The following is a 25,499-nucleotide window of genomic DNA, read 5'->3' as shown; positions in this document are numbered from 1 at the left end:
TCAGCCAAGCTCCACCTCACCCATGGTCAGCCTGCGTGAGTGTCCCGACCGTTGCCCGCACGCTCTCCAGCGGCTCCTCGACCTGCTCGGCCGCGGCGACCTGGTCGGCATCGATCGCCAGGTCGATCACCGCCAGGGAGTCATAGCGGTGGTCGTCCTCGGTGGAGACGAGCAGCGTCCCACCGGGCAGCTGCTCGGGCGGCACCTCGATGAGGACCTCACAGGTGACCGGCACCCCCGGTGGGGTCACCGGGCAGGTCTCCTGCTGCCGGGAGCGGCTCTGCCAGGTGCGGGCCCCGTCCTGGGAGCGAAATGCCGTGTAGGCCAACGTCTCCCGCTCGGCCCCAGGCACCAGGGAGACACTCATCACCACCCACAGTCCCGGCGTGCGGTATCCGGCCGTCGGTGTCAGCACGGTGGACGCCAGGCGCACGTCGTTGACCCGGACCGTGCCGGTTCGCAGCTCCACGTCCTCACCCAGGTGGCCGGCCATCTCGAACGGCCGAGCGGCCACGGAGTCCTCCGGCAGGCCGGAGACCAGTTCCTTGCCGATGACGAGGGCGAGCACGACGAAGCCGACCCGGGCCAGCCGCCTCCACGGCAACGTCACGACTCGCCCCCAGACGTGTCCTGCGGCGCGAGCGGCACCACGATCTCGGCCGCGACGGCCGGGTCGAGCCAGCGCTCCTCGCGGGTGAAGGCGTCCGGACGCCAGGTGTGTCCCGACACCTGCAGCGTCAACGCGTCCGGCAGCTCAGCGGCAGCCGTGCGGAAAACCAGCCCCACCTCATAGGTCAGGTCCGGTCCCAGCCGACGCAGCTGGGTGCTGTCCGCGGCGGAGTAGATCTCCGGGACGGGGGCGGCCCCCTCGAGCGCCGCACCGAGTGCATCGACGGGCTGGGGCAGGTCCAGCACCGTGATCGCCGCCTGCAGGGTGGGGGCGTCCACGCTCGTGTCGTGGCGCGAGGTCACCGTGCCCAGCACCACGACATACTGCTGCCCTGGGTCGAGCTCACTGAAGCTCTCGCTCGGCCGAGCGGCGAAGTAGGCCCGGTCGAGGGTGACCTCGAAGGGTGCGGCCTCAGCGACCTGCTCGGCCGGCACCACCGGCGTCGCCTCCGACGGCGCGGTCCGCCAACCACCGAACGGGGCGCTGAGGACCAGACCGACCACGGCGATCGCCGTCGGGAGGCGGTAGGGCGTGGCGGTGGCCCAGGTGCGGGCCCGACCGGCCAGGGGCGCGGCCACCGCAGACACAGGTCTGGCCTGGTCAGCCCGTTCGGTGGGCTCCTCCCCTGGGGTCATGGCGGAATGCTACGACGTCGGCGATCCCCGTCTGCCAGAACAGTGCTGCGGCGGGCTCGGTGGTGGGCCAAGATAGGACCGTGACCACGGTCCAGCCCGAGCTGGCCCGGGCGATGTCCCGGGCGCAGGCCGAGGTGCGCTCCAGGACTCAGGTGCGGCTGGCCAAGAAGACCTCCAACCTGTTTCGCTCCCGCGCCAGGAGCCGCGACGGACTGGACCTGTCCGCCTTCACCGGGGTCCTGTCCCGGACGGAGGCGACCCAGGGGCAGCCGGCGACGGCCACGGTCGGTGGGCTCACGACATACGAGCAGCTGGTCGATGAGCTGTTCGTCCACGGGCAGATGCCACGGGTGGTCCCCCAGCTGCGCACCATCACCCTCGGCGGCGCCGTCACCGGACTGGGCATCGAGTCCACCAGCTTCCGTGACGGGCTCCCCCACGAGTCGGTCACGCAGCTGCAGGTGCTCACCGGCACCGGAGAGGTCATCACCGCGACCCCCGACAACGAGCACGCGGACCTGTTCCGGGCCTTCCCCAACAGCTATGGGTCGCTCGGCTACGCCCTGACCCTCACCATCGAGACCGCCCCCACCAGCCCGTATGTCGCGCTGCGGCACCTGCGGTTCACCCACCTGGAGGACGCCCTCGCCGCGATCGGACAGATCATGGCCAGCCGCACCTGGGCGGGCACGGACGTCGACTTCCTCGACGGCGTGGTCTTCGGGCCGAGCGAGACCTATCTGACCCTGGGCCGGTGGGCAGCGGATCCACAGGGAGTGGTCCCGAGCGACTACACCGGCTCTCAGATCTACTACCGCTCGATCCAGCACAAGCGTCAGGACCTGCTGAGCGTCCGCGACTATCTGTGGCGCTGGGACACCGACTGGTTCTGGTGCTCGCGGGCCTTCGGCGCTCAGGTGCCGGCGATCCGCCGGCTCTGGCCCCGACGCCTGCTGCGCAGCGACGTCTACTGGCGGATCCAGGATCTCGAGGCGCGCCACGGCATCGTCGCTGGCCTCGACCGGTTGCGGGGCAGACCGGCCCAGGAGCGTGTCGTCCAGGACGTGGAGATCCCGCTCGAGCACACGGCCGAGTTCCTGACCTGGTTCCTCACGCACGTCCCGATCGAGCCGCTCTGGTTGTGTCCGGTCCAGCTGCGGGAGAGCCGACAAAACCCCTCCAAAAATCCGGGTGGGGCAGACAAAACCCCTCAAAAAATTGGGGAGACCCCGTGGCCGCTCTATCCGATGCGGCCGGACACGCCCTACGTCAACGTCGGCTTCTGGTCGGCCGTGCCGATCCACGAGGGCGCCACCCGCGGCGACGTCAACCAGGCGATCGAGGCCAAGGTCACCGAGCTCGGTGGGCACAAGGGGTTGTACTCCGAGTCGTTCTATGACGAGCAGACCTTCGCGGCGCTCTATGGCGGCGCGACCTATGACCGGGTCAAGGAGCGCTATGACCCGCAGGGACGATTCCCGAGGCTCTATGACAAGGCGGTGCGTGCGCGATGAGTCCGGCGAGGATGAGCGTCGGGGAGGCCTTTGACCGCTTCTTCGGTCCCGGCACCGGGTTGCGGGTCGAGGCGTATGACGGATCCACCGGGGGCGACCCGGACGGGCAGGTGGTGCAGGTGCACAGCCCGCGCGCCCTAAACTACCTGCTCACCGCGCACCGCTCGGTGGCGCTGATGCGGGCCTATCTGGCGGACGAGCTGACTTTCGTGGGGATGGACGAGGGCAATCCGTATCCCGTGATGGTCAGCGTCCTCAACCGCCTGCACGCCCGTCGGCCCACGGTCCGCGAACTGCCCGAGCTGGCGCGCTTCGTGCGGGAGATCGGTCTGCACGTGCCCGACCTGCCACCGCAGGAGGCGCCCGCCCCGTGGCGCCGCCTGGCGTACGGCCTGCGGCACGGTCGGGCGCGCGACGCCGCAGCAATCGCGCACCACTACGACGTCTCCAACCGGTTCTACGAGATGGTGCTGGGGCCCTCAATGGCCTATACGTGCGCGGTCTATCCGCACGCCGAGGCGTCGTTGGAGGAGGCACAGGAGGCCAAGTTCGATCTCGTCTGCCGCAAGCTGGGCCTGTCTCCCGGCATGCGACTGCTCGACGTCGGCTGTGGCTGGGGCGGCATGGTCCGGCACGCCGTGCAGCACTATGGCGTGAGCGCGCTGGGGGTGACGCTGTCCGCCCACCAGGCCAGTTGGGGTCAGGAGATGATCGAGCGCGAGGGGCTGACCGGCCGCGCCGAGATCCGGCACGGTGACTATCGGGACGTGGCCGAGCGGGGATTCGACGCGGTCTCGAGCATCGGCCTCACCGAGCACATCGGGGTACGCCACTATCCGGCATACTTCACCTTCCTGCGCGAGCGGCTGCGGGACGGCGGGCGCCTGCTCAACCACTGCATCACCCGGCCGGACAACCGGCACAACGGCCTGCTCAAGGACCCGTTCACCAATCGCTACACCTTCCCCGACGGCGAGCTGGCCGGCGTCGGGCACATCGTCTCGGTCATGCAGGACAGCGGGTTGGAGGTGCGCCACCAGGAGAATCTGCGCGAGCACTATGCCCGCACCACCGACGCCTGGGCGCAGAACCTGTCCGCGCACTGGGACGCCTGTGTCGCCGAGGCGGGACGAGGCACGGCGCGGGTGTGGGGTGTCTACCTGGCGGGGTCGCGGGTCAACTTCGAGCACAACGTCATCCAGCTGCACCAGGTGCTGGGCGTGCGCACGTCCGCGGACGGCGACGCGCGGTGGCCGCTGCGGCCGACGTGGGAGGGCCAGTCGTCACAGCGGTGACCCGCAGAGCGCTCCCCATCTCAACTTGGACCCGTCCATGACGTGCGGTTAGTCTGGCGGGCACTGTTTTCGAGGGGGAACACCGCTATGGCACTGCACCGTGACGATGCCGCGCGCGGGCCCGCGGGCGCCGCTGCGCTGCCGGGGGTCCTGGCGCTGCTGGGGGTCCTGGTGCTGCTGGCGGCCGTGATCGGCGGCTGGTTCGCGGTCGGGAGTCTCACCGCCGACGAGGACCCCGGTCAGGTGGCCGACCACACCGCGCGCACCGTCGAGGACACCAGCGGGGACACCAGCGGGGACACCAGCGGGGACACCAGCGGGGACACCGGCGCGCACCCGTCCGCAGCCCGGGACTCCGAGGCTGCTGACCGGGGTCGCGGGGACGACGCCCCCACCCTCGACCCGGACACCGAGGTCAGCCTGGCCGTGGTCGGCGACATCATGCTCTCCCGCGCGGTCGGCGAGCGGATGGACAGCGACGGCACCGAGGCGGTGCTCGCCGGCGTGCGCGAGCAGCTGCGCGACGCCGACCTGACGATCGGCAACCTGGAGAGTCCGCTCTGCGAGGGTGGCACGCCGGCGCCCAAGAGGTTCACGCTCAAGGCTGACCCGGTCGGCCTCGAGGTGCTCGAGGACGGCTCCTTCGACGTGCTGTCGCTGGCCAACAACCACATCCTGGACTACGGCTCCGAGTGCATGGACAGCACGATCGAGCTGCTCGACGACGCCGGGATCGATCACGTCGGTGCCGGAGCCTCGATCGATGAGGCCCGCGAGCCGCTGATCGTGGAGAGCAAGGGCATGCGGATCGCCTTCCTGAGCTATCTGCAGATGCCGGTCGAGCGCAGCGGGTTCGACTCCCGGACCTGGACAGCGACCACGGACTCCCCCGGCCTGCCGTGGGCCACCCCCGAGGTGATCACCGAGGACGTCGAGGCGGCCACGTCCCAGGCCGACCACGTCATCGTGCTCCTGCACAGCGGCTGGGAGAAGACTGAGACCCTCAGCCCCGAGCAGCAGGCCGCCGGCGAGGCGGCCCTGGAGGCCGGCGCCACGGCGGTGCTCGGCGCCCACCCGCACCGCCTACAGGCCCACCACGACGAGGACGGCAGCTTCGTCGCGTGGAGCATGGGCAACTTCGTCTTCGACTATCCCGACGGCACACCCGAGTCCGACTCCGCCATCCTGCACCTGACCCTGGGACCAGAGGGTGTCACGAAGCACGAGTGGACCCCGATCATCATCCAGGACGGCTTCCCCAAGGCGCTCGATCCGGACGAGGGGGACGGGGCACGGATCCTGGCCACCCTGGACCGGATGAGCGCGGAGTATGCCGCCACCCGCGACTAGCACCGGAGGTCACCCATGGGGCACGCCCCCGCTCTCGCCCGCCGTCTGCTCGGCGGCCTCGCCGCCGTCTCGCTCGTGCTGGCGGGAGGTCCGGCAGCCGAGGGCGGCGCGTCCCTGCCGTCCTCGCCGGCACCACCGAGTTCCGCCGACCGGGTCGACCCCGGGGTGCTCGCCGAGGTGGCCCGAGAGGGCTCGGCCGACTTCTGGGTCTACTTCGAGGACCGTCCCGACCTGGCACCGGCGGCCGCGATCGAGGACTGGGACGTCCGGGGGCAGTGGGTCTACGAGGCCCTGACCTCGACCGCCCGGACGAGCCAGAGTCCGGTGCGCGCTGACCTGGACGCCGCCGGAGTCGACTACCAGGCCTTCCACATCACCAACGCCATCCTGGTCAACGACGGGGACGCGGCCCTGGTCTCCTCCCTGGCGACCGAGCCGGGCGTGGCCTACCTCTATCCCGACCCCGAGCTGACGCCCCCCTCTCCCGAGCAGCTCGTGCCGACCTCCACCTTCGCCCCCGCAGCACTCCCGTGGGGCATCACGGACATCCACGCCGACCAGGCGTGGGCCCAGGGTGTCACCGGCGAGGGCATGGTCGTGGCCAGCATCGACACCGGCGTCCAGTGGGACCACCCGGCCCTGGTCCACCAGTACCGCGGCAGCGGCACTGAGACGGTCAACCACAACTACAACTGGTATGACGTCGCCGGGCAGAGCCCCGACTTCCCCGCGGACACCAACGGACACGGCACCCACACCACCGGCACCATCGTCGGTGACGACGGTGGAGCCAACCAGATCGGCGTCGCGCCGCAGGCCCGGTGGATCGCGGTCAACGGGTGCTGCCGCTCGATCGCCGGACTCATCATGTCCGGCGAGTGGACCCTGGCCCCGAGGGATCTCAACAACGCCAACCCCGACGTGACCCGTCGCCCGCACATCATCAACAACTCCTGGGGCACGACCGGACCCAGCACCTCCCCGTTCCTGGACGACGTGTCCGAGGCGTGGGAGGCCTCGGGACAGTTCGCGGTCTTCTCCAACGGCAACGAGGGTTCGGCGTGCCGCACCTCGACGGCCCCGGGCAGCCGCATCATCAACTACTCGGTGGGCAACTACGACAGCTCGCACACCCTCAGCCCGGGCTCCAGCCGCGGAGCCGGGCAGGCCGGGGCGATCAAGCCCGACATCTCGGCTCCGGGCACGGCGGTGCGCTCGGCATACCCCACCGATGGCTATGCGGAGGGGACGGGCACCTCCATGGCGGCGCCGCACGTCGCCGGTGCGGTCGCCCTCCTCTGGTCTGCCGCACCCTCGCTGGTCGGTGACGTGGGGGTGACACGCGCGCTGCTGGACGGCACGGCCATCGACACCGACGGTGCCGAGTGCGGCGGGAGCCTCGGCAACAACAATATGTTCGGCGAGGGGCGCCTGGACGTCCTGGCCCTGCTCGAGGCCGGGCCTGACGTGGTCCGGCTCTCGGGCACCAGCCGCTATGCCACGGCGGCGGCAGTCTCCGAGGCCGCCTACCCGGAGGGGACGGACACCGTCTACCTGGCCACCGGATCTGACTACCCCGACGCCCTAGTCGGCGCGGCACTGGCCGGCAGCCGGGGTGCCCCGGTGCTGCTGACCAGGGCTGACACGCTGCCGATCGCCACCCGGACCGAGCTGTCCCGGCTCGCCCCGAGCCAGGTCTATCTCTTCGGGGGCGAGGGGGCTGTCTCGGACGCCGTGGGTGAGGCCGTCGGCATACTGACCGGTGCCACGGTGACCCGCCTCTCGGGTGACCATCGCTTTGCCACTGCGGCCGTGATCGCCGAGGAGTTCACCGCGGCGGACGTCGTCTATCTGGCCACCGGGCAGAACTATCCCGACGCGCTGGCCGGCGCCGCCCGGGCCGGCGCTCTGGACGGGCCGGTGCTGCTCACCCAGCCCGGTCTGCTCCCGCAGGCGACGCGCGCCCAGCTGGAACGGCTCACCCCGGAGCACATCGTCGTGCTCGGTGGCACCGGGGCGGTCTCCGAGCAGGTGGTGGAGCAGCTGGGGGCTTATGGCTCGGTCACTCGCACCTCCGGGACCAACCGTTATGAGACGGCGGTCGCGGTCAGTGCGGACTACGCCGAGGCGGACACCGTCTTCGTGACCACCGGCCTGGACTGGCCCGACGCCCTGGCCGGGGCCGCCCGGGCCGGTGCGGTCCACGCCCCGGTGCTGCTCGTGCGGCAGGAGGACATCCCCAACGTGACCTGGAGCGAGCTGGGACGGCTCGAGCCACAGACCGTCTATGTCCTCGGTGGCACGGCGGCGGTCTCCTCCGGGGTGCAGAACAGGTTGCGCCTGCTGCCCTGACGCCACCTGCGCCGGTAAAGATACATCTGCAGGCCCTGTTGCGGGGCGGGGTGGAGCCCTAGCCTGTGCTCAGCGGCACTCCCCTGGACCGCTGCAGGTTCTCGCCTCGGAGGTCCCCATGCGCACGTCACCCCCCATCCACCGTCTCCTCGCCGGGCTCGCGGGCCTCTCGCTCGTCCTCGGTGGCAGCCTCGCCGCCCAGGGCAGCATGGCAGCGGCACCGCCACCGGCGCCGACACCGGCACCGACACCGACACCGACACCGACACCAGCCTTGGCCCAGGACACCGACGACCGCGTCGATGCCACGGTCCTCGCCGACCTGGAGACCGATGGCGCCGCAGACTTCTGGATCTACTTCACGGCGCGGGCCGACCTGTCGGCAGCGGCGGCCATCACGGACTGGGACGCCCGCGGCCAGGCGGTCTATGACGCGCTGACCGCGACCGCCACCGAGAGCCAGGCTGCGGTGCGCGCCGACCTCGACCGCGCCGACGTGGACTATCACGCCTTCCACATCACCAACGCCATCCGCGTGACTGACGGCGACGCGGCACTGGTGGCCACCCTCGCCGCCGATCCCAGCGTCGCGCAGCTCTATCCCACCGTCACCATCACCCCGCCCGACGTCGACCTCACGGTGGCCGGCGACCTGGCCCCACAGGCCATCGAGTGGGGCATCAACGACATCAATGCCAACGACGTGTGGGCCACGGGCGCCACCGGCGAGGGCATCGTCGTCGCCAGCATCGACACCGGGGTCCAGTGGGACCACCCCGCCCTGATCAACCACTATCGCGGCAACACCGGTGGCACGGTCAACCACAACTACAACTGGTTCAACGCCGGGCACGGCAGCCCGAGCGCTCCGAACGACCCGAACGGGCACGGCACCCACACCACCGGCACCATGGTCGGCGACGACGGTGGAGCCAACCAGATCGGCGTCGCACCCGGAGCGAGGTGGATCGCGGCCAACGGATGTTGTCCCAGCGACCTCGCCCTGATCTCCTCCGGGGAGTGGACACTGGCGCCGACCAACCTGAGCGGCACGAGCCCCCGGCCGGACCTGCGCCCCCACATCATCAACAACTCCTGGGGCACCACCATCCCCTCCAACGCCCCCTTCATGGAGGACGTCTCGATCGCGTGGGCAGCCTCGGGCCAGTTCGGAGTCTTCGCCAACGGCAACAACGGCCCTGCGTGCAACACCTCCGGCTCCCCCGGCAGTCGGGCCATCAACTACTCGGTCGGCAACTACACCCAGTCACACACGATCGCCTTTGACTCCAGTCGCGGCTCCGGCCAGGGCGGCGTCATCAAGCCGGACATCTCAGCACCTGGCAGCAACGTGCGATCGGCCTACCCAGGCAGCTCCTACGCCTCCGCCAGCGGGACCTCCATGGCCGCCCCCCACGTCGCCGGGGCAGTCGCGCTGCTCTGGTCGGCCCACCCCAGCATGGTCGGGGACCTCAGCCGCACGCGCGCTCTGCTCGATGGGACCGCCATCGACACCGCCAACTCCCAGTGTGGTGGCACGGCGGCCAACAACAACGTCTTCGGTGAGGGCCGCCTCGACGCCCTCGCGCTCGTCGAGACCGGGCCGGACGTTGAGCGACTCTCCGGCGGCAACCGCTACGCCACCGCCGCTGCCATCTCCGCCGCGGTCCACCCGAGCGGTGCGAGCACGGTCTTCCTCGCCACCGGGCTCGACTACCCGGACGCCCTGGTGGGGGCCGCGCTGGCCGGCAGCCGGGGCGCACCGGTCCTGCTCGTCCGGCCAGACGGTCTCCCCCTCGACACCCGGGCCGAACTCACCCGGCTCGCCCCGGACCAGGTGTTCCTCTTCGGCGGCACCACCGCCATCTCCCAGGCCACGCTCGAGGAGGTCGCTGACCTCACCGGCGCCACAGTGACCCGGCTGTCAGGAGACAACCGCTATGGCACCGCAGCCGCGATCGCGCAGCAGTTCAGCAGCGCAGACGTGGTCTATGTCGCCACCGGGCAGAACTACCCTGACGCCCTGGCCGGGGCCGCCCGCGCCGGGGCGGTGGACGGTCCCGTGCTGCTGACCCAGCCCGGGCTGCTCCCCCAGGCCAGCCGCCAGCAGCTGGAGCGACTGACTCCAGATCACATCTACGTCCTCGGCGGCACCACCGTCGTGTCTCCCGCGGTCATGAACCAGCTCGGCAGCTACGCCCCGGTGACCCGCCTCTCCGGAGCAAACCGCTATGCCACGGCTGTGGAGATCAGCCAGGACTACAGCGCACCGACGTCGGTCTTCCTCGCCACCGGTCTGGACTGGCCCGATGCCCTGGCCGGCGCGGCTGCGGCAGGAGCGGCCCACGCGCCGGTGCTGCTGGTCCAGCACGACCTGATCCCGTCAGTCACCTGGGATGAGCTGGACCGGCTGAACCCGGCATCGGTCGTCGTCCTGGGCGGCTCCAGCGTGGTCTCCACCGGGGTCCAGAACCAGCTGAGGTTGCTGCGGCCATAACGTCGCCCCACACGCCGGGTCGGTCCTGAGAGCACCGCCCCACACGCCCGGTCGTTCCTGAGAGCACCACCCGATGCACTCGATCGCCAGGACGCGAGGGTCAGCCGACGGTGGCGCTGGCGGCCTCGATGGCCTCCGGCGAGAGCACGTGCGTGATCGCCATGGACGCCGCGCCGAGCACGCCGGCCTCGACGCCGGCCTGCGAGGAGATGACCCGCAGCGACTCGGTGGCCAGCGGCAGGGACCGGCGATAGACCACCTCGCGGATGCCGGCCAGCAGGTGCTCGCCGGCATCCGCGAGACGACCGCCGATCACCACGACCGAGGGGTTGATCAGGTTCACCATCGTGGCGACGACCTCGCCGATGTCGCGCCCGGCCTGCCGGATCTCCTGGATCGCGCCGGGGTCGCCACCACGCACCAGGTTCACCACGTCCTGGGTGGAGGACACCGTGTGCCCCCCCTCCTGCAGCCGAGCGGCCAGGGCCGGTCCGGCGGCCACAGCCTCCAGGCAGCCCTCGTTGCCGCAGCGGCAGATCACCCCGGCTCCTCGCAGCACCCGCACGTGGCCCAGGTCCCCCGCCGTTCCCTGGGCGCCACGCTGCAGCATGCCCCCGCTGATGATCCCGGCACCGATGCCGGTCGCCACCTTGATGAACACCAGGTCGTCGACGTCGCGCAGGTGGGTCTGCTGCTCACCCAGCGCCATGATGTTGACGTCGTTGTCGATCAGGACCGGCAGCGGATAGGTGCGCTGCACGTGACCCGGCACGTCATACCGGTCCCAGCCCGGCATGATCGGCGGGTTGATCGGCCGTCCGGTGGAGTGCTGCACCGGACCGGGCAGCCCGATGCCGATGGCAGCGAGGTCCCCCGGCGGCCGGTTCGCCTCGGCGAGCAGCTGGCCCACCGTGTCGGTGACCCACCCGAGGACGACGTCCGGGCCCTGGGCGATGTCGAGGGCGGCGCGGGTCTCGGCGAGCACGGCACCGGACAGGTCACAGATCACCGCGACCGCGTGGGTCGCACCGACGTCGATGCCGGCCACCACCCGCACCGCGGGGTTGAGGGCAAAGAGCGAGGGTGGTCTGCCACCGGTGGATCGGGCGTCACCGTAGGGAGCGACCAGCCCGAGCCTCATGAGCACGTCGACCCGCGCGGCCACCGTGGACCGGGCCAGGCCGGTGGACTCGGCCAACTGGGCACGGGTCCTGGGCCGGCCATCCCGGAGCAGGTCGAAGACGTCGCTGGTGCGCACGCCCCGAAGTGAACCATGACGACTTAGTAACAATCAATAGGCAACTTTCGTCAGGTACTCGACAAAAGTGTGTGAACCGTGTCATAGTCAGGCCGTGCCGAACGACAGCGACGTCGCCCGACCCGGGCCACACCTCAGCGAGGACGCCGACCACTCCCAGCCACTGCTGCGAGCGGTCGGCCTGACCAAGCGCTTTTTTGGCAACGCGGTGCTCCAGGACGTCGACCTGGAGCTGCGGGCCGGAGTGGTGCACGGGCTCGTCGGCGAGAACGGCGCCGGCAAGTCGACCCTGATGAAGATCCTGGCCGGGGTCCACCAGCCGGACGGTGGCACCGTGGAGATCGCCGGCGAGCGCCGCACGTTCGGCCACCCGGTGCAGGCCCAGGAGGCAGGCCTGGCCACCGTCTTCCAGGAGTTCAACCTGCTGCCGGACCGCAGCGTCGCGGAGAACATCTATCTGGGCCGCGAGCCCCGCCGCGGTCTCCTGGTGGACACCCGCCAGATGCAGCGCGACACCGCCGCCCTCCTTGAGGGACTCGGGGTGGACAACCTCTCCCCCAGCACGATCGTGGGCACGCTGTCGGTCGCCGAGCAGCAGATCGTCGAGATCGCCAAGGCCGTCAGCTATGACGCGCAGATCATCCAGATGGACGAGCCGACCGCGGCGCTGGCCGACCACGAGGTCGAGCTGCTCTACAGCATGATCCGCCGCCTGCAGGCGCGCGGCGTGGCCATCCTCTATGTCTCCCACCGCCTCACCGAGCTGTTCGACCTCTGCGAGACGATCACCGTGCTCAAGGACGGCCGGCACGTGGCCACCCAACGCGCCGCCGACCTCACCGAGTCGTCCCTGGTGCGCATGATGGTCGGCCGCGAGATGTCCGCCTTCTTCCCCGACCCCGTCCCCGGCACCGCGGCCGGAGCGGACGTGCTCACCCTCACCCACTGCGGCAACGGCTATGTGGACGGCGTCAGCCTGACCCTGCGCGCCGGTGAGATCGTCGGGCTGGCAGGCCTGCAGGGCTCGGGCCGCACCGAGCTGGTCGAGGGCATCTTCGGCGCCCAACCGTTCACCCGCGGACAGCTCTCGCTCGGGGGCGCCCCCACCCGGATCAGCTCGCCGCGGCAGGCCATCCGCAAGGGCCTGGCCCTGATCACCGAGGACCGCAAGGCCAAGGGTCTGGCCCTCAACCAGTCGATCCTGGACAACGCCCTGGGTGTGGTGCGCGCCGTCTTCCCCGGGCGCACCGCCACCGCACGACGCGGTATGCCGCAGGTCCTGTCGTCGATGTCCGTCTCCGCCCGCGGGATGGACCAGGAGGCGCAGTTCCTCTCCGGCGGCAACCAGCAGAAGGTCGTCCTCGCGCGCTGGCTCAGCACCGCCCCGCGGGTGATGCTGATGGACGAACCGACGCGGGGCATCGACGTGGGCGCCAAGCACGCCATCTACGAGCTGATGCGCCAACTGGCCGCCGACGGGGAGGCCATCCTGATGGTCTCCAGCGAGCTGCCCGAGATCATTGGCATGTCCGACCGGATCCTGGTCATGCACGAGGGACGGTTGACCGGCGAGCTGCCGGCGGGCTCCTCCGAGGAGGAGATCCTCGCCCTGGCCACCGGTGCGGACGCCGCCACCACCCACCCCGGAGGTGATGCCGCATGAGCACGCCAGCCCCCGCGACAAACCCTGCGGCGACGTCTGCGACCCGGCGCCGGATCCCGGTCACCTCGACCGGCATCGTCTTCATCGTGCTGGCGCTCACGCTGGTCGCCGGCACGATCCTGACCTCGATGGCCGGGCGCAACTTCTTCAGCCCCGGCAATATCTCCGCGATCCTGACCGGCACCTCGATCCTGGGCTTCATCGCGATCGGGCAGACGCTGGTCATCCTCGCGGGCAGCCTGGACCTCTCGGTTCCCTATGTCACCAGCCTGGCCAGCCTGCTCGCCGGCACCACCATGGCCGGACAGACCGGCAATATCGTCCTGGGCATCGTGGTCGCGCTGGGCGTCTCGGCACTGATCGGGCTGGCCAACGGCCTGATCGTCACGCTCCTGGACGTGCACGGCTTCATCGCCACGCTCGGCATGGGGCTCATCCTGGCCGGCTACCTCGGCACCAACTACAAGGGCTCGGCCGGCTCCGCACCCCGCGACTTCCGCCTGATCGGCGCGACCAACATCGGTCCGGTGCCGCTGTCCACCGTGATCATGCTCGTCTGCGCGGTGCTGGTGATGCTGCTGCTGCGCCGCACCCGGGTGGGCCACCACCTGTATGCCGTCGGCGGCAACCGTGAGGTGGCCCGCATGTCCGGCCTGCGCACGGCCACCCCGGTGGTCCTGGCCCACGTGCTGTGCTCCGTGCTCGCCGGCATGGCCGGTCTGCTGCTGCTGGCCCGGCTCAGCGTCGGCAGCCCCACCATCGGCTCCCAGGGTGGCTACGACCTCATGTCGATCGCCGCGGTCGTCCTGGGCGGCACGGTCCTGGCCGGCGGCAAGGGCAACATCCTGGGCACCCTCGGTGGCGTGGCGATCTTCGCCGTCATGGACAACGTGATGGGCGTCATGGAGGTCAACCCCTTCCTCAAGGACGTGGTGCGCGGCATCGTCATCGTGGCCGCGGTCGCGGTCTACGCCCGGCGCACCGCAGGGCGGCGTCCGGCCAGGTTCGAGAAGCAGTCGCTCACCGACGCGGCCCTGCAGGAGGCACGATGAGCACCGGCACCACGGCATACGACACAGCTCGCGTCCTGCTGCCCGCGCACCAGGGCAACCGACTGCAGCGGCTGGCCCGCACCCTCAGCACCCCTGGCGGGGCCATCTTCATCCTGGTCGGGCTGCTGCTCGCCGCGGTGATCGTGGCCAACCCCAACTTCGGTGAGCCCGGCTCACTCATCCGCTTCATCGGCCGGACCGCGCCCATCGCGATCGCCGCCATGGGTCAGTACTTCGTGATCGTCGCCGGCGAGTTCGACCTGTCGATGGGCTCGGTCGTCACGCTGCAGGTGATCGTCGCCGGCAACCTCATCGGTCAGGACGAGTCCAAGATCCTGCCCGTCATGCTGCTGATGTTCGGCCTCGGTGCGCTGGTGGGCCTGATCAACGGCCTGGCCACGACCCTGCTGCGGGTCCCCAGCTTCATCGTCACCCTCGGCACGATGCTGGCCCTGCTCGGCCTGGTCATGCACTGGACCGGAGGTGCCGCGACCGGCAACCCGGTCGACGCCTTCCGGCAGATCGGCCGCGGCGGGATCCGGGACGTGCCGATCCTGGAGATCATCCCCTATCCCGCGATCATCCTGCTCGTGCTCGCGGTCGGCGCCGTGATCCTGATGCGTCGCCCCTGGGGCCGCACCCTGATCGCCGCCGGTGACAACCCGGAGGCCACCCACCTGGCCGGCGCACCCGTGTGGTGGGTCAAGACCCGCGCGTTCATCCTGTCCTCGCTGGCCGCGACCGTCGCCGGGATCATCCTGGTCGGGTATGCCGGGGTGCACCCCTCCGTGGGCCGCGGCTATGAGTTCACCGCGATCACGGCCGTCGTCCTCGGCGGGGTCGTCCTCGGCGGCGGGCGCGGCTGGGTCCTGTCGGCCGCCGCGGGCGCCTTTGCGCTGGAGCTGCTGTTCACCCTGCTGAACTTCGTCGGGGTCGCCTCGACCTGGCGGGACAGCGTGCAGGGACTCATCATCATCGTCGCCGTCGCCGCCGCAGGGAAGGCCTGGCGAGGAAGCCTCCGGCCGCGCCGACGAGACCGCACCCCACCTGCTGCGACCCCGTCCGCCCAACCCGGCGCGACGGCGCCCCTGGCCGCTGACCTGGCCACCCCTCATACTCCCGGCTCACCAGCCGGGGACTCCACCGGTCCCAACCAGCCCGACCCGGGCACCACCACAGGAGAAAACTGATGCGCAGAAAGATGCTGACCGCCCCCCTGGCGGCCGTGGCGGCGCTCGCCATGCTGGCCGCGTGTTCCACCGACGACTCGCTCGACGACCCGTCGGCGGCCGAGTCCGCCGCAGACCCCGCCGGCGACGAGACTGCCGACGACGAGACGGCCACCGATGAGGAGCCCGCCGACGAGGGCTCCTCCGACGACTGGTTCGACCAGGCCGTCTACGACACGCAGTACGAGCAGCGCTCGGCCACCTTCGAGGGCGACGCCTCCGCGCCGCACCTGCAGTACATCGACGGCCCGATGACCGACACCTCCGAGTTCGCCTCCGAGGGTGCCAAGAAGGTGTGCTTCTCCAACGCCTCCATCGGCAACCCGTGGCGGCAGACCGGCTGGATCACGATGAACGAGCAGCTGAAGGTGCTACAGGACTCCGGTGTCATCTCCGAGATGGAGACCCGTGACGCCCAGGATGACGACAACACCCAGATCGCCGACATCGACTACTTCATCGCCGAGGGCAACTGCGACGCCTTCGTCATCTCCCCCAACAGCACCGCCGCAATGACACCGGCGGTCGAGCGGGCATGTGACACCGGCAAGCCGGTCGTCGTCTTTGACCGTGGCGTCGAGACCGACTGCGCCACGACCTTCATCCACCCGATCGGTGGCTATGCCTGGGGCATCGACACCGCCGAGTTCCTGGTCGACAACCTCGAGGAGGGCGACAAGGTCGTCGCGCTGCGCATCCTGCCCGGCGTCGACGTCCTGGAGCACCGCTGGGCCGCGGCCGACAAGATCTTTGCCGAGAACGGCATCGACGCGGTCGACTACTTCACCGGTGCCGACCCGACTGAGATCAAGAAGATCATCAGCGACGAGCTGGCCAAGGGTGACGTCCAGGGTGTCTGGATGGACGCCGGTGACGGTGCCGTCGCCGCCATCGAGGCTTTCGAGGACGCCGGCGTGGACTACCCGGTCATGACCGGTGAGGACGAGATGAGCTTCCTGCGCAAGTGGGAGGACACCGGCCTGACCGGCCTGGCTCCGGTCTACTCCAACTTCCAGTGGCGCACCCCGCTGCTGGCCGTGGAGCAGATCTTCGCCGGTGAGGAGATCCCGACCGAGTGGGTGCTCCCGCAGAGCCCGATCACCGAGGGTGAGCGCGCCGACTTCCTGACCTCCAACGACGGCATGCCCGACGGGCACTACGCCAAGTTCGGTGGCGAGGACCTGCCCGGTTACCCGCAGGTCTGGCAGGAGCGCGTCATCCCCTGACCGGCAACCTCTAGGAGTCCTTGGGGGACGTGACAATGGTGCATCGAAACCCCAGTGTCACGTCCCCTGGGACACTCCGGTGCACCAGCACCAACCGTGTCACGTCCCCATGACCTTTCACCGCGCCGACGACGGCCCGCGGGACCACTTCGTGCTACAGGAGCCATCGTTGCGAGCCATCGGCGTCAACACCTGGGTCTGGACCTCGCCCCTGACCGACTCAGCGCTACCCGCCCTGCTGGACCAGATCGCCCACATGGGCTTTGACGCGGTCGAATTGCCGTTGGAGACGGTCGGCGACCTGACCGTCCCCGTCGTCTCCCGCGTGCTGGCCGACACCGGCCTGACTCCTTATGTCGTGGGTGCGATGGCACCTGGCCGCGACCTCGTGGATGCTGAGGCGACGCAGGTCCGGACGACGCAGGACTATCTGCGCTCGTGCGTCGACCTCGCCTCGGGCATCGGCGCGAGTGCCGTGTGCGGGCCCTTCTATTCCTCGACTGGCCGCGTGTGGCGACTGTCGGCACAGGCTCGCGCCACGGCATACGAGCAGTGGCGCGAGAACCTGGCGCCCGTCGCTGAGCACGCGCAGGCGTCCGGGGTGCAGCTCGGGATCGAGCCGCTGAACCGCTATGAGACCTCACTGATCAACACCGTCGACCAGGCGCTGACCGGGCTGGGTGACCTGCTGGGCCAGGGCGTGGGGCTGGCCCTGGACACCTATCACCTGAACATCGAGGAGCGCTCCTCGGCCGACGCGATCCGGCAGGCCGGCAAGCACCTGGTCCACGTGCAGGTCTGCGGCAACGACCGCGGCGCGCCCGGCCACGACCAGACCGACTGGCCCGCCCTGATCGCCGCCCTTGACGAGGTCGGCTATGCCGGTCCGCTCAACATCGAGAGCTTCACCGCGGAGAACGCCTCCATCGCCACCGCCGCCTCCATCTGGCGGCCGCTGGCCCCGACCCAGGATGACCTGGCGAGCAGCGGGCTGGCCTTCCTGCGCTCACTGACCGCGCCGACCGAGGGGGATCCTCATGACTGATCAGACGACCAATGCCTCGACCACTGGGGCGACCACCGCAACCACCACCGCCACCGCGACGGGCGACACCGCCGCCAGCACCAGCGCCTCTGAGTCCCCCGTGCAGACCAACCGGCCGCTGGGGGTCGCGGTGATCGGCTACTCCTTCATGGGCAGGGCCCACTCCAACGCGTGGCGCAACGTCTCTGCCTTCTATCCGGACGTGCCCGCGGCGCGCATGACGACCCTGGTCGGGCGCGACGGCTCTCGGGTGCAGCAGGCGGCGGACGAACTGGGATGGGAAGGCACTGCGACCGACTGGCGTGACGTGCTGGAGCGCGATGACATCGACATCGTCGACGTGTGCACCCCCGGTCACCTCCACGCGGAGGTGACCCTGGCCGCGCTGCGCGCCGGCAAGCACGTGCTCGTGGAGAAACCGCTCGCCAACTCTGTGGCCGAGTGCGAGGCGCTGGTCGCTGCCGCGGCCGACTCCCCCGGGACCGCCATGCTGGGCTTCAACTACCGCAGGGTGCCGGCGCTGGCGCTGGCCCGCGAGCTGGTGCAGGAGGGACGGATCGGGCGCATCCAGCAGGTCCGGCTCAGCTATCTGCAGGACTGGCTCAGCGACCCACAGGCGCCGATGACCTGGCGGCTGCGCAAGGAGTCCGCGGGTTCTGGTGTGCTCGGTGACCTCGGGTCGCATGCTGTCGACCAACTGCACTACCTGCTCGGTGAGCACGTCACGGAGGTCAGCGGCTCCCTGCGGACCTTCGTCTCGGAGCGCCCCGGCCCGAACGGGACCGAAGCAGTCACGGTCGATGACGCAGCCTGGGCCACCCTGCATACGGCGTCCGGGGTCGTCGCGAGCCTGGAGGTGAGCCGTGTGGCCACGGGTCGCAAGAACGCCATGGTCATCGAGCTCTACGGCACCACCGGGTCCCTGCGTTTCGATCTCGAGCGGCTCAACGAGCTGATCCTCACCCAGACCCCCGGCGCGGACGCGCGCACCGCGGGGGCCGCCACGATATTGGTGACCGAGCCGGAGCACCCTTACGTCGATGCCTGGTGGCCGGCCGGTCACGTGCTGGGCTGGGACCACACCTTCACCTCCCAGGCGGCCGACTTCCTGCGGGCGATCGCGACCGGTGACCCGGTGCAGGCCAGCTTCGAGGACGGCCTGGCGGTGCAGCGCGTGCTCGCCGCGATCGAGACCAGCGACGGGCGCGGCGGTGCCCGCACCGAGACCGGCAACTGAGCCAGCCCCGCACCCGGCAACTGAGCAAGACTGACCACACCGCAGCACAGCACGACGAAGGAGAGACCATGGCACGCCGATTCACCCTCTTCACCGGACAGTGGGCCGACCTGTCGCTCGAGGAGGTCGCCGAGCTGGCCGCGAAGTGGGGCTATGACGGACTGGAGATCGCGGTCTCCGGTGAGCACCTCGACGCCTGGCGCTGGGACGACGAGGAGTATGTCGAGGGGCGGCTGGAGATCCTGCGGCGCCATGGCCTGGGCTGCTGGGCGATCTCGAACCACCTGAAGGGGCAGGCGGTCTGTGACGATCCGATCGACGAGAGCCACCAGTCGATCGTCGGGTCCAAGGTGTGGGGCAACGGTGACCCTGAGGGCGTGCGGCAGCGGGCCGCCGAGGAACTGAAGCTGACCGCCAAGCTCGCGCAGAAGATGGGGGTCGACACGGTCGTCGGGTTCACCGGCTCCTCGATCTGGCAGTACGTCGCCATGTTCCCGCCGGTGCCCGCCGAACGCATCGAGGCTGGCTACCAGGACTTCGCGGACCGGTGGAACCCGATCCTCGACGTCTTTGACGAGTGCGGTGTCCGCTTTGCCCACGAGGTGCACCCGAGCGAGATCGCCTACGACTACTGGTCGACGGTGAAGACGCTGGAGGCGATCGGGCACCGTGAGGCGTTCGGTCTCAACTGGGACCCGAGTCACATGCTGTGGCAGGACATCGACGTGGTTGGCTTCATCACCGACTTTGCCGACCGGATCTATCACGTGGACTGCAAGGACACCCGGATGCGCATCGGCAACGGGCGCAACGGGCGTCTCGGCTCGCACCTGCCCTGGGGCGACCCGCGACGCGGCTGGGACTTTGTGTCCACCGGACGCGGCGACGTGCCGTGGGAGGACTGCTTCCGGGCGCTGTCCGCCGCAGGCTATGAGGGCCCCATCTCGGTCGAGTGGGAGGACGCCGGCATGGACCGTCTCGAGGGCGCACCCGAGGCCCTGGCCTTCCTGAAGAAGTTCGACTACTCCCCCGCGACGGCATCGTTCGACTCAGCCTTCAGCCAGGACTGACGAGGACTGCGCCCGTAGTCGGTCGGGCGAGCCGCGTCCGCCCCGTTCCACCAAGTCTGACGCGCGTTCTGTCGTCCGGATCGCGCTCCAGGCGTGGTGGCGCCACACTGATCCTCATGGCAGGCAAGCGTTCCGAAGGGGCCGACGAGACAGCGGTGCGCGCCTACCTGGAGCAGTCTCCGCCCCCGGGTCAGGACAGATATGCGCTGATCCGCTCGGCTGTTCACGCCCAGCTGCCGCCGTCTCGCGTGAGCGAGCGGCTGTCCTACAAGATGCCGACCTTCTTCGTCGACGCGAAGGTCCTGCTGCACGTGGGGCTGTGGGAGGAGCACCTCGCGATCTATCCGGTGCCGGAGTCCGGGACCGACGCGGCGCTCACCGAGGACCTTGAGCCCTACCGCAAGGGAAAGGGCACCCTGCACTTTCGGTATGCCGACGACTGGCCGGTCGAGCTCATCAACCGCATCGTCGCGGCGCACATCGCTCGTCGCTCCTAGCCGTCTCCCAGGCACCTCGCTCCGCCTCCCAGGCACCTCGCTCCGTCTCCAGGCACCGCGCTCCGTCTCCCAGACACCCCGCTGGCCGGTGCCCTAGCTGAACTGATGCAGTTCACACAGTCCTGACTCTCACCTGAGGGGCAAGGCCGTGGCCGGATGGACGTGGCGCCCGCCGGAGATCAGAAGGGCGGCTCTGAGTCGTCCGTGGTGTCCCAGACGGGGAACCTGCTGGGGCCGAAGGAGTCGGAGGGGCCGAAGGGGTCGGAGGCCGCCATCTCCGGGGCCGTCGCAGCTGGCCTCGACTCATCAATGGTGGAGAGATCCACCGCCTGAGACAGGTCGATGCCGTCCAGTAGTGCGGCGTCCCGGTCCGTTGGAGGCCCCTCGCCCTCTGACGCGGCGGAGCGGGTGCGGCGCGCCTCAGCGAGGGTGGCCGGGTCAGGTTCGAAGACGCGCCGACCATTGGCATTGCGGTGGGTCAAGGTGATCAACGGCCACCCGTAGAACGCAGCCTCGTCCTCGGACCAGTCGTCATCACGGAGCAACTCCTCCCCCGCGAACCGGTAGGACAGGGCTCGGTAGATAGCCTCACCCACTCGATCCGCCCGATCCGCCCGATCCTGATCCGCACAGTCATCTCTGGTGCGCGATTCCTCCTGGCCGGCACACACGCCCGCCTGACGGTCGGTCCGATCGGGTGCGACACCCGTGGTCGTGTCAGGTCCCTCGGGAGCGTTGACGAACTGCGTCGCTGCGGTGAGGAGCTTGGTGTACTGCGTGTAGTCATGGGCCTTCGTCGTGTAGATCCGACCCAGCAAGGTGGTCCAGGTGACATCGCGGTGCTTGTTGATCACCGCGTCCCACAACTTCATCGTCTTGAGGTTGTGGTGCTGGTCGTTCACCGATTGCGCATTCGCCTCGGAAGTGTCACCTCCCGGGGTGCCGTACTCCTGGACGTGGTCGATCTGGCAGAGCCAGGCCGGCTGCAGGCATCCCGGAGCCCGACAGAACCCGTCGGCGGCCATGATCTGTTCCCGCTGGGCAGCTGTGAACCGGTAGCCCTTCGCAGACTTCTCCACACAGCGACCAGTGACCGGGTCGACCAGGAGGCGGTAGAACGCCGAACCTGGGGTCAACATCAACTCCCACAGCTCACTGCTGCTCAGGAAGGTTGGGCGCTTCCCGATCACCTCACCCACAGCATTCGGCCGGACGCTGTCTTGGCTGGCGGGCGGGGTCCTGCCTTGGCTGGCAGGCGGAGTCCTGCCTTGGCTGGCGGGCGGGGTCCTGCCTTGGCTGGCGGGCGGGGTCCTGCCTTGGCTGGCAGGCGGAGTCGGGCAGGGATCACCCCTGGTCCCGGGCGTGGATGGCTCAGCCGGGCCCGGAGGGGCGGCAGCAGGGCCGCCCACCAGACCGGTAGTCACCTCGCCGCCAAGGTCAGCAGCCACGTCCGGCGCGTCGTTCACGCCGTGCGAGCCGAGCGGGCTTCCCGTGCTCCCCATGCCGGGCAGGGTGTCACCGAAGATCGCCCCGAACGGGACGATGACCTGCAGGTTTGCCGCTGGCAAGGCATACAGAATCTTGGTGAGCTGGTCGGACTGTTCCACAGTGAGCGTGTTGGGGTCGTCGCTGATGCCGTCGAAGTCGAGCGTGCCGTGCAACAGCAAAGACATCGCCACGGCGACCCGGAGCTCGCGCAGCGTCCGCTTGTCGCCGGCCTTGCGGGCGGCACGAGCCGCTCGCTCGATCCGGTCTGCCGCGGCCGTCGCGTGCGCCGGACGCGTGCCGATCAGGATCTCGGCGGTGCCTTCGAGATCGATATTGACGCGAACATCTGCGCCCGCCTTGGCCCGGGCCTTAGCCTTCTTGGCCCCTTCAGGGTCTTGGTTCTTGATCTTGTGGACCTCGCGCTCCAGAGCACGGTAGAACTCCTTGGCTCGCCAGGGCCCACCCACGAACTCACCCTCGCGGGTGAGTCGCTCCGTGACTGACTCGTCTGGGTCATCCCCGAAGAGTCCATTGGCGATCGCCGCGCCATCCTCGTGCTCCATCGCGGAGGTCGAGCGAAAGTAGGCCCGGACGACTGGCCACGACGCCTCACCCTTGGCCAGTGATTGGTGCACGGGTCCTCGCACCGAGGCGGGAGCGTTGGCCAAACCGACCAGCTTGGTGACGTCGCCAGACCCCCAGCCGGTCAGGGCCTCGATCTCGTGCCGGGTGGAGCGCTTCGCCTGGATCAGCAGCGCCTTCCGCGCGGTCTTGGACATCTCGTCCGGGTCGGTCATCCCCTTCTCGGCGAGCAGCATCTTGGTCACCTGAGCCGTCAGTTGGCGGGTCGCGGCCAGCCGCACCCCATCCATCCGGGAGGACAGCACCGTGACCTGCTCAACCGCCGCCAACATTTCTTGCGCACGCGCCTTGTGGTCCGGAGCCGAAGTCAGGGCTGCGGCCCCGTCCGCTTCGTGAACGTCCGGATCACTCCCGGCGTCGACTGCGGCACATGCCAGCGATGCCTTCGTCAGGTCGTCGATCAGCCCGGAAGCCACCCCCACGTCCGCCAGCGCCTGCCTCAAGCGCATCTCCGCGTCATCCTCGGCAGAGGTTGGTGACTCTGCAGTGATGCTGCCAGCCTCTGGGATGCCTGGTGGGGTGAGGGCCTCGTCACAGGGGATCTCGGCAGAGAGGATCTCGGCAGAGGGGATCTCGGCGGAAGAGCCCTGCGAGCTGGGGGTCTCGGAGGGACTGTCAGACAGTTCCACGAGAAAGCGCGCGTCACGCCTGGGCGTGATCACCCGCATGCCCGCACGACGATAGCGAGCATTCTCCCGCCGAGCCGGCCCCACACAGCGACCGGAACATGCAGCGAACCACTGCTCCAGCTGCCGCTCCAAAACCGTCACGCCTCTCCCCTCCTTCCGCTGTTGACGGCGCCCTTCCTGATGCCTTTCCAATCAGTTTAGAACATACGTCTGACAGTCACTTGACCTGCGGAAACGTCCTTCCGACCAGCGCGACCTCACCTGGCGACGGCTCCCCCGAGCCAGCCCGACCCCACCTGGCGACGGCCCCGAGCCAACGCGGCCTCACCTGAATGACACACCTCTGGACCGGACCGCTCCTCCTACAGCCCGAGGGCTCGGGCAACTGCCCCACCACCCACCTCACGGATCCAGTCGGGGTCGCCCACGACCACCAGCCGGTCGGTGGCCCGGGACATCCCGACATACAGCCGCTCACGGGCACGGTCGGTGTCGGTGGAGTTGATGCAGAGCACGACTGCGCGCCGCTCCATCCCCTTGCAGCCCAGCACCGTGCCGTAGAAGACCTCCTCCTGGTCCCAGAAGCTCTCCCAGTAACCCTGGTCACCCCGCGTCTGCTGCAACTCGCGCTGCTGTGGGTGTCGTGACTGCGTGGTGATCAGGGCGATGTGGTGGGGCTCCCATCCCTCGTCGAGCAGCTTGTCGACCTGGTCGTCGGCCACGTCAAGTGCGTCCTCAGCCGCCCCCGGGACGAACATGACGGCAGGTCCATCACCGCCCAACAGCCTCATGCGCGACGGTGCGAGCGGCCCGAAGGTCTCAGCAATCTGCTTGGTGTTGCGCAGGTTGTGGTCGAGCACGAGCGGCACCAGCTCGATCGGCGGCGTGCCGAAGCGCGGGAACAGTCGCTGGTTCTCGTCAGAGTAGAGGTAGAGGCCACCAGAGTCGGGGTCCTTCAGCGCCGCCAGCAACGGCGCCCACCACGACTCAGCGAAGTCTTGGGACTCATCCACCACGACCGAGTCAAACTTCTCCTTCTCCGGCAGCTGCTGTGCCAGGTCGAGCATCAGCGCGGGCAACTCCGTCTCCCAGAACTCACTGTCGTCACGGTCCCCGTCGGGCGCTCCCCACTGCTTGCCCAGGGCATGGAAACCGCCCACGAAGGCTGGCTGACTCCTCCGAGGCGCTTGAGCCACCTGACGCTCCAGGAAGCCAGCCAGACCGATGGAGTAGCACAGCAGTGCCACCCGCTGGGCCGGGCGACCCTCGCCCGCACTGCCTCTGGTCAACTGCTTCGCCTGGGTCAGGGCCAGGACCGTCTTGCCACTGCCCGCTCCACCGCGCACCTCGACCCGGTGCAGCAGGCGGGTGACCTTCAGCAGCATGGCCTGCTCCTGGGTGAGCCGGTCAGTGGCAACTCCCTCTCGCTCGCTCGCGCCGGAGACCACGCTGGGGGACACGGTGGCGTGGCTGCGCCACAGCTCCAGGATCTTGTCGACGTCATCAACCGTAGGCACCTGTCGGTTGGTGTCCTGCCGGGTCGCCTGGTGCCGGAGCCTGCCGACGAGGTGCGGCATGTCCTGCTGATCGTGGACCATCCAGCGGGGCAGGTCGGGGAGCGCAAAGTCGTGCGGGAGCTTAGTGAACGGCAGCACCACAGCGTGTGACCAGCGCACCTTCGGCCGACCCCAAGCAGGGTGGTCCTCGATGTAGGTCCGGAGCTGATACTTCCCGCGCAACGCCTGCTCGACCGGATCGACCGCGACGTCCTCACCCTTGCTGCGCAGCCACCACCGACCGTCCTGGTCGATCGAGACCCCACCGCCCTTGACCTCGATCACGAAGACGCCGGCATCCGGCAACAGGACCACAAGGTCGAGCTCGTGGTCACCGTCGTCGTTCGTCAACCGCACATTTGCCAGCAGCACCGCCTCGTCCGGCAACTCCTCACGCAACTGGCGCCAGACGTGCTCCTCGGACTGGGTGACGAAGGCCGGTGCTGGCGGATGGCAACGTGCGGTCACGGGACTCTCCCCTCCGTTGGGAGCCCCATACCTACCAGGTCGCCCCGACACCCGATCAGCCAGGCAGTCCCGACACCCGATCAGCCAGGCAGTCCCGACACACGGTTGACCAGCCGGTCCGACCCG

Annotated in this window: 18 protein-coding genes; 13 read left to right on the top strand and 5 right to left on the bottom strand. The window is 69.5% G+C overall.

The features are described from left to right. Positions 1-16 precede the first annotated feature (16 nt). A complete protein-coding gene (locus FNH13_RS07695) occupies positions 17-610 on the bottom strand; it encodes a hypothetical protein (protein WP_143782918.1) in 594 nt (197 codons plus the stop codon). After that, positions 607-1,305 carry a hypothetical protein gene (locus FNH13_RS07690; protein ID WP_143782917.1) on the bottom strand — a complete coding sequence of 233 codons (699 nt, stop codon included), beginning with the start codon at positions 1,303-1,305 and terminating at the stop codon, positions 607-609. Before FNH13_RS07690 ends, FNH13_RS07695 begins: the two co-directional genes overlap by 4 nt. A gap of 80 nt (positions 1,306-1,385) precedes the next feature. On the opposite strand from FNH13_RS07690, the gene FNH13_RS07685 reads away from it, so the two are divergent. From FNH13_RS07685 to FNH13_RS07665, 5 genes are all read left to right on the top strand, one after another. Continuing rightward, complete coding sequence (locus FNH13_RS07685; protein WP_228266645.1) at positions 1,386-2,819, top strand: FAD-binding oxidoreductase; 1,434 nt, start codon at positions 1,386-1,388, stop codon at positions 2,817-2,819. Beyond that, a complete protein-coding gene (locus FNH13_RS07680; RefSeq protein ID WP_143782916.1) occupies positions 2,816-4,114 on the top strand; it encodes a class I SAM-dependent methyltransferase in 1,299 nt (432 codons plus the stop codon). Before FNH13_RS07685 ends, FNH13_RS07680 begins: the two co-directional genes overlap by 4 nt. Before the next feature lie 87 nt (positions 4,115-4,201). Continuing rightward, the gene (locus tag FNH13_RS07675) at positions 4,202-5,464 is read left to right on the top strand and encodes a CapA family protein (RefSeq protein WP_143782915.1); all 1,263 of its coding nucleotides are present in this window, start codon (positions 4,202-4,204) and stop codon (positions 5,462-5,464) included. A gap of 15 nt (positions 5,465-5,479) precedes the next feature. After that, on the top strand, positions 5,480-7,816 hold the full coding sequence (locus tag FNH13_RS07670; protein WP_143782914.1) for a cell wall-binding repeat-containing protein: 2,337 nt from the start codon (positions 5,480-5,482) through the stop codon (positions 7,814-7,816). Between the two features lie 118 nt (positions 7,817-7,934). Then, positions 7,935-10,313, top strand: a complete 2,379-nt coding sequence (locus FNH13_RS07665; protein WP_165700054.1) for a cell wall-binding repeat-containing protein — start codon at positions 7,935-7,937, stop codon at positions 10,311-10,313. A 100-nt stretch (positions 10,314-10,413) separates the two neighbouring features. Here the strand turns inward: FNH13_RS07665 and FNH13_RS07660 are convergent, their stop codons facing one another. Further along, the gene (locus FNH13_RS07660) at positions 10,414-11,571 is read right to left on the bottom strand and encodes an ROK family transcriptional regulator (protein ID WP_228266644.1); all 1,158 of its coding nucleotides are present in this window, start codon (positions 11,569-11,571) and stop codon (positions 10,414-10,416) included. 94 nt (positions 11,572-11,665) lie between these two features. On the opposite strand from FNH13_RS07660, the gene FNH13_RS07655 reads away from it, so the two are divergent. From FNH13_RS07655 to FNH13_RS07620, 8 genes are all read left to right on the top strand, one after another. Continuing rightward, positions 11,666-13,234: a sugar ABC transporter ATP-binding protein gene (locus tag FNH13_RS07655; protein ID WP_143782911.1), complete on the top strand. Its 1,569-nt coding sequence runs from the start codon at positions 11,666-11,668 to the stop codon at positions 13,232-13,234. After that, positions 13,231-14,286, top strand: coding sequence for an ABC transporter permease (locus FNH13_RS07650; RefSeq protein WP_143782910.1), 1,056 nt, complete (start codon positions 13,231-13,233; stop codon positions 14,284-14,286). The genes FNH13_RS07655 and FNH13_RS07650 overlap by 4 nt, the downstream gene beginning before the upstream one ends. After that, the gene (locus tag FNH13_RS07645) at positions 14,283-15,476 is read left to right on the top strand and encodes an ABC transporter permease (protein WP_143782909.1); all 1,194 of its coding nucleotides are present in this window, start codon (positions 14,283-14,285) and stop codon (positions 15,474-15,476) included. Before FNH13_RS07650 ends, FNH13_RS07645 begins: the two co-directional genes overlap by 4 nt. Then, a complete protein-coding gene (locus FNH13_RS07640) occupies positions 15,476-16,741 on the top strand; it encodes a substrate-binding domain-containing protein (protein ID WP_143782908.1) in 1,266 nt (421 codons plus the stop codon). Before FNH13_RS07645 ends, FNH13_RS07640 begins: the two co-directional genes overlap by 1 nt. Before the next feature lie 109 nt (positions 16,742-16,850). After that, positions 16,851-17,786, top strand: a complete 936-nt coding sequence (locus FNH13_RS07635; RefSeq protein ID WP_143782907.1) for a sugar phosphate isomerase/epimerase family protein — start codon at positions 16,851-16,853, stop codon at positions 17,784-17,786. Further along, the gene (locus FNH13_RS07630) at positions 17,779-19,023 is read left to right on the top strand and encodes a Gfo/Idh/MocA family protein (protein ID WP_143782906.1); all 1,245 of its coding nucleotides are present in this window, start codon (positions 17,779-17,781) and stop codon (positions 19,021-19,023) included. Before FNH13_RS07635 ends, FNH13_RS07630 begins: the two co-directional genes overlap by 8 nt. Before the next feature lie 68 nt (positions 19,024-19,091). Continuing rightward, the gene (locus FNH13_RS07625; protein ID WP_143782905.1) at positions 19,092-20,093 is read left to right on the top strand and encodes a sugar phosphate isomerase/epimerase family protein; all 1,002 of its coding nucleotides are present in this window, start codon (positions 19,092-19,094) and stop codon (positions 20,091-20,093) included. 116 nt (positions 20,094-20,209) lie between these two features. Beyond that, positions 20,210-20,590, top strand: coding sequence for an iron chaperone (locus FNH13_RS07620; RefSeq protein WP_143782904.1), 381 nt, complete (start codon positions 20,210-20,212; stop codon positions 20,588-20,590). A gap of 179 nt (positions 20,591-20,769) precedes the next feature. On the opposite strand, the gene FNH13_RS07615 is transcribed toward FNH13_RS07620, so the two are convergent. Together FNH13_RS07615 and FNH13_RS07610 are read right to left on the bottom strand one after the other, a co-directional pair. After that, positions 20,770-23,490, bottom strand: a complete 2,721-nt coding sequence (locus FNH13_RS07615; protein ID WP_143782903.1) for an HNH endonuclease signature motif containing protein — start codon at positions 23,488-23,490, stop codon at positions 20,770-20,772. A 221-nt stretch (positions 23,491-23,711) separates the two neighbouring features. Beyond that, a complete protein-coding gene (locus FNH13_RS07610; protein ID WP_143782902.1) occupies positions 23,712-25,373 on the bottom strand; it encodes an NERD domain-containing protein in 1,662 nt (553 codons plus the stop codon). Positions 25,374-25,499 lie beyond the last annotated feature (126 nt).

The sequence above is a fragment of the Ornithinimicrobium ciconiae genome (genome assembly GCF_007197575.1).
GTDB lineage: Bacteria > Actinomycetota > Actinomycetes > Actinomycetales > Dermatophilaceae > Ornithinicoccus > Ornithinicoccus ciconiae.
Note: the sequence above shows the minus strand (reverse complement) of the source record. Positions and strands in the feature narration are given on the sequence as shown.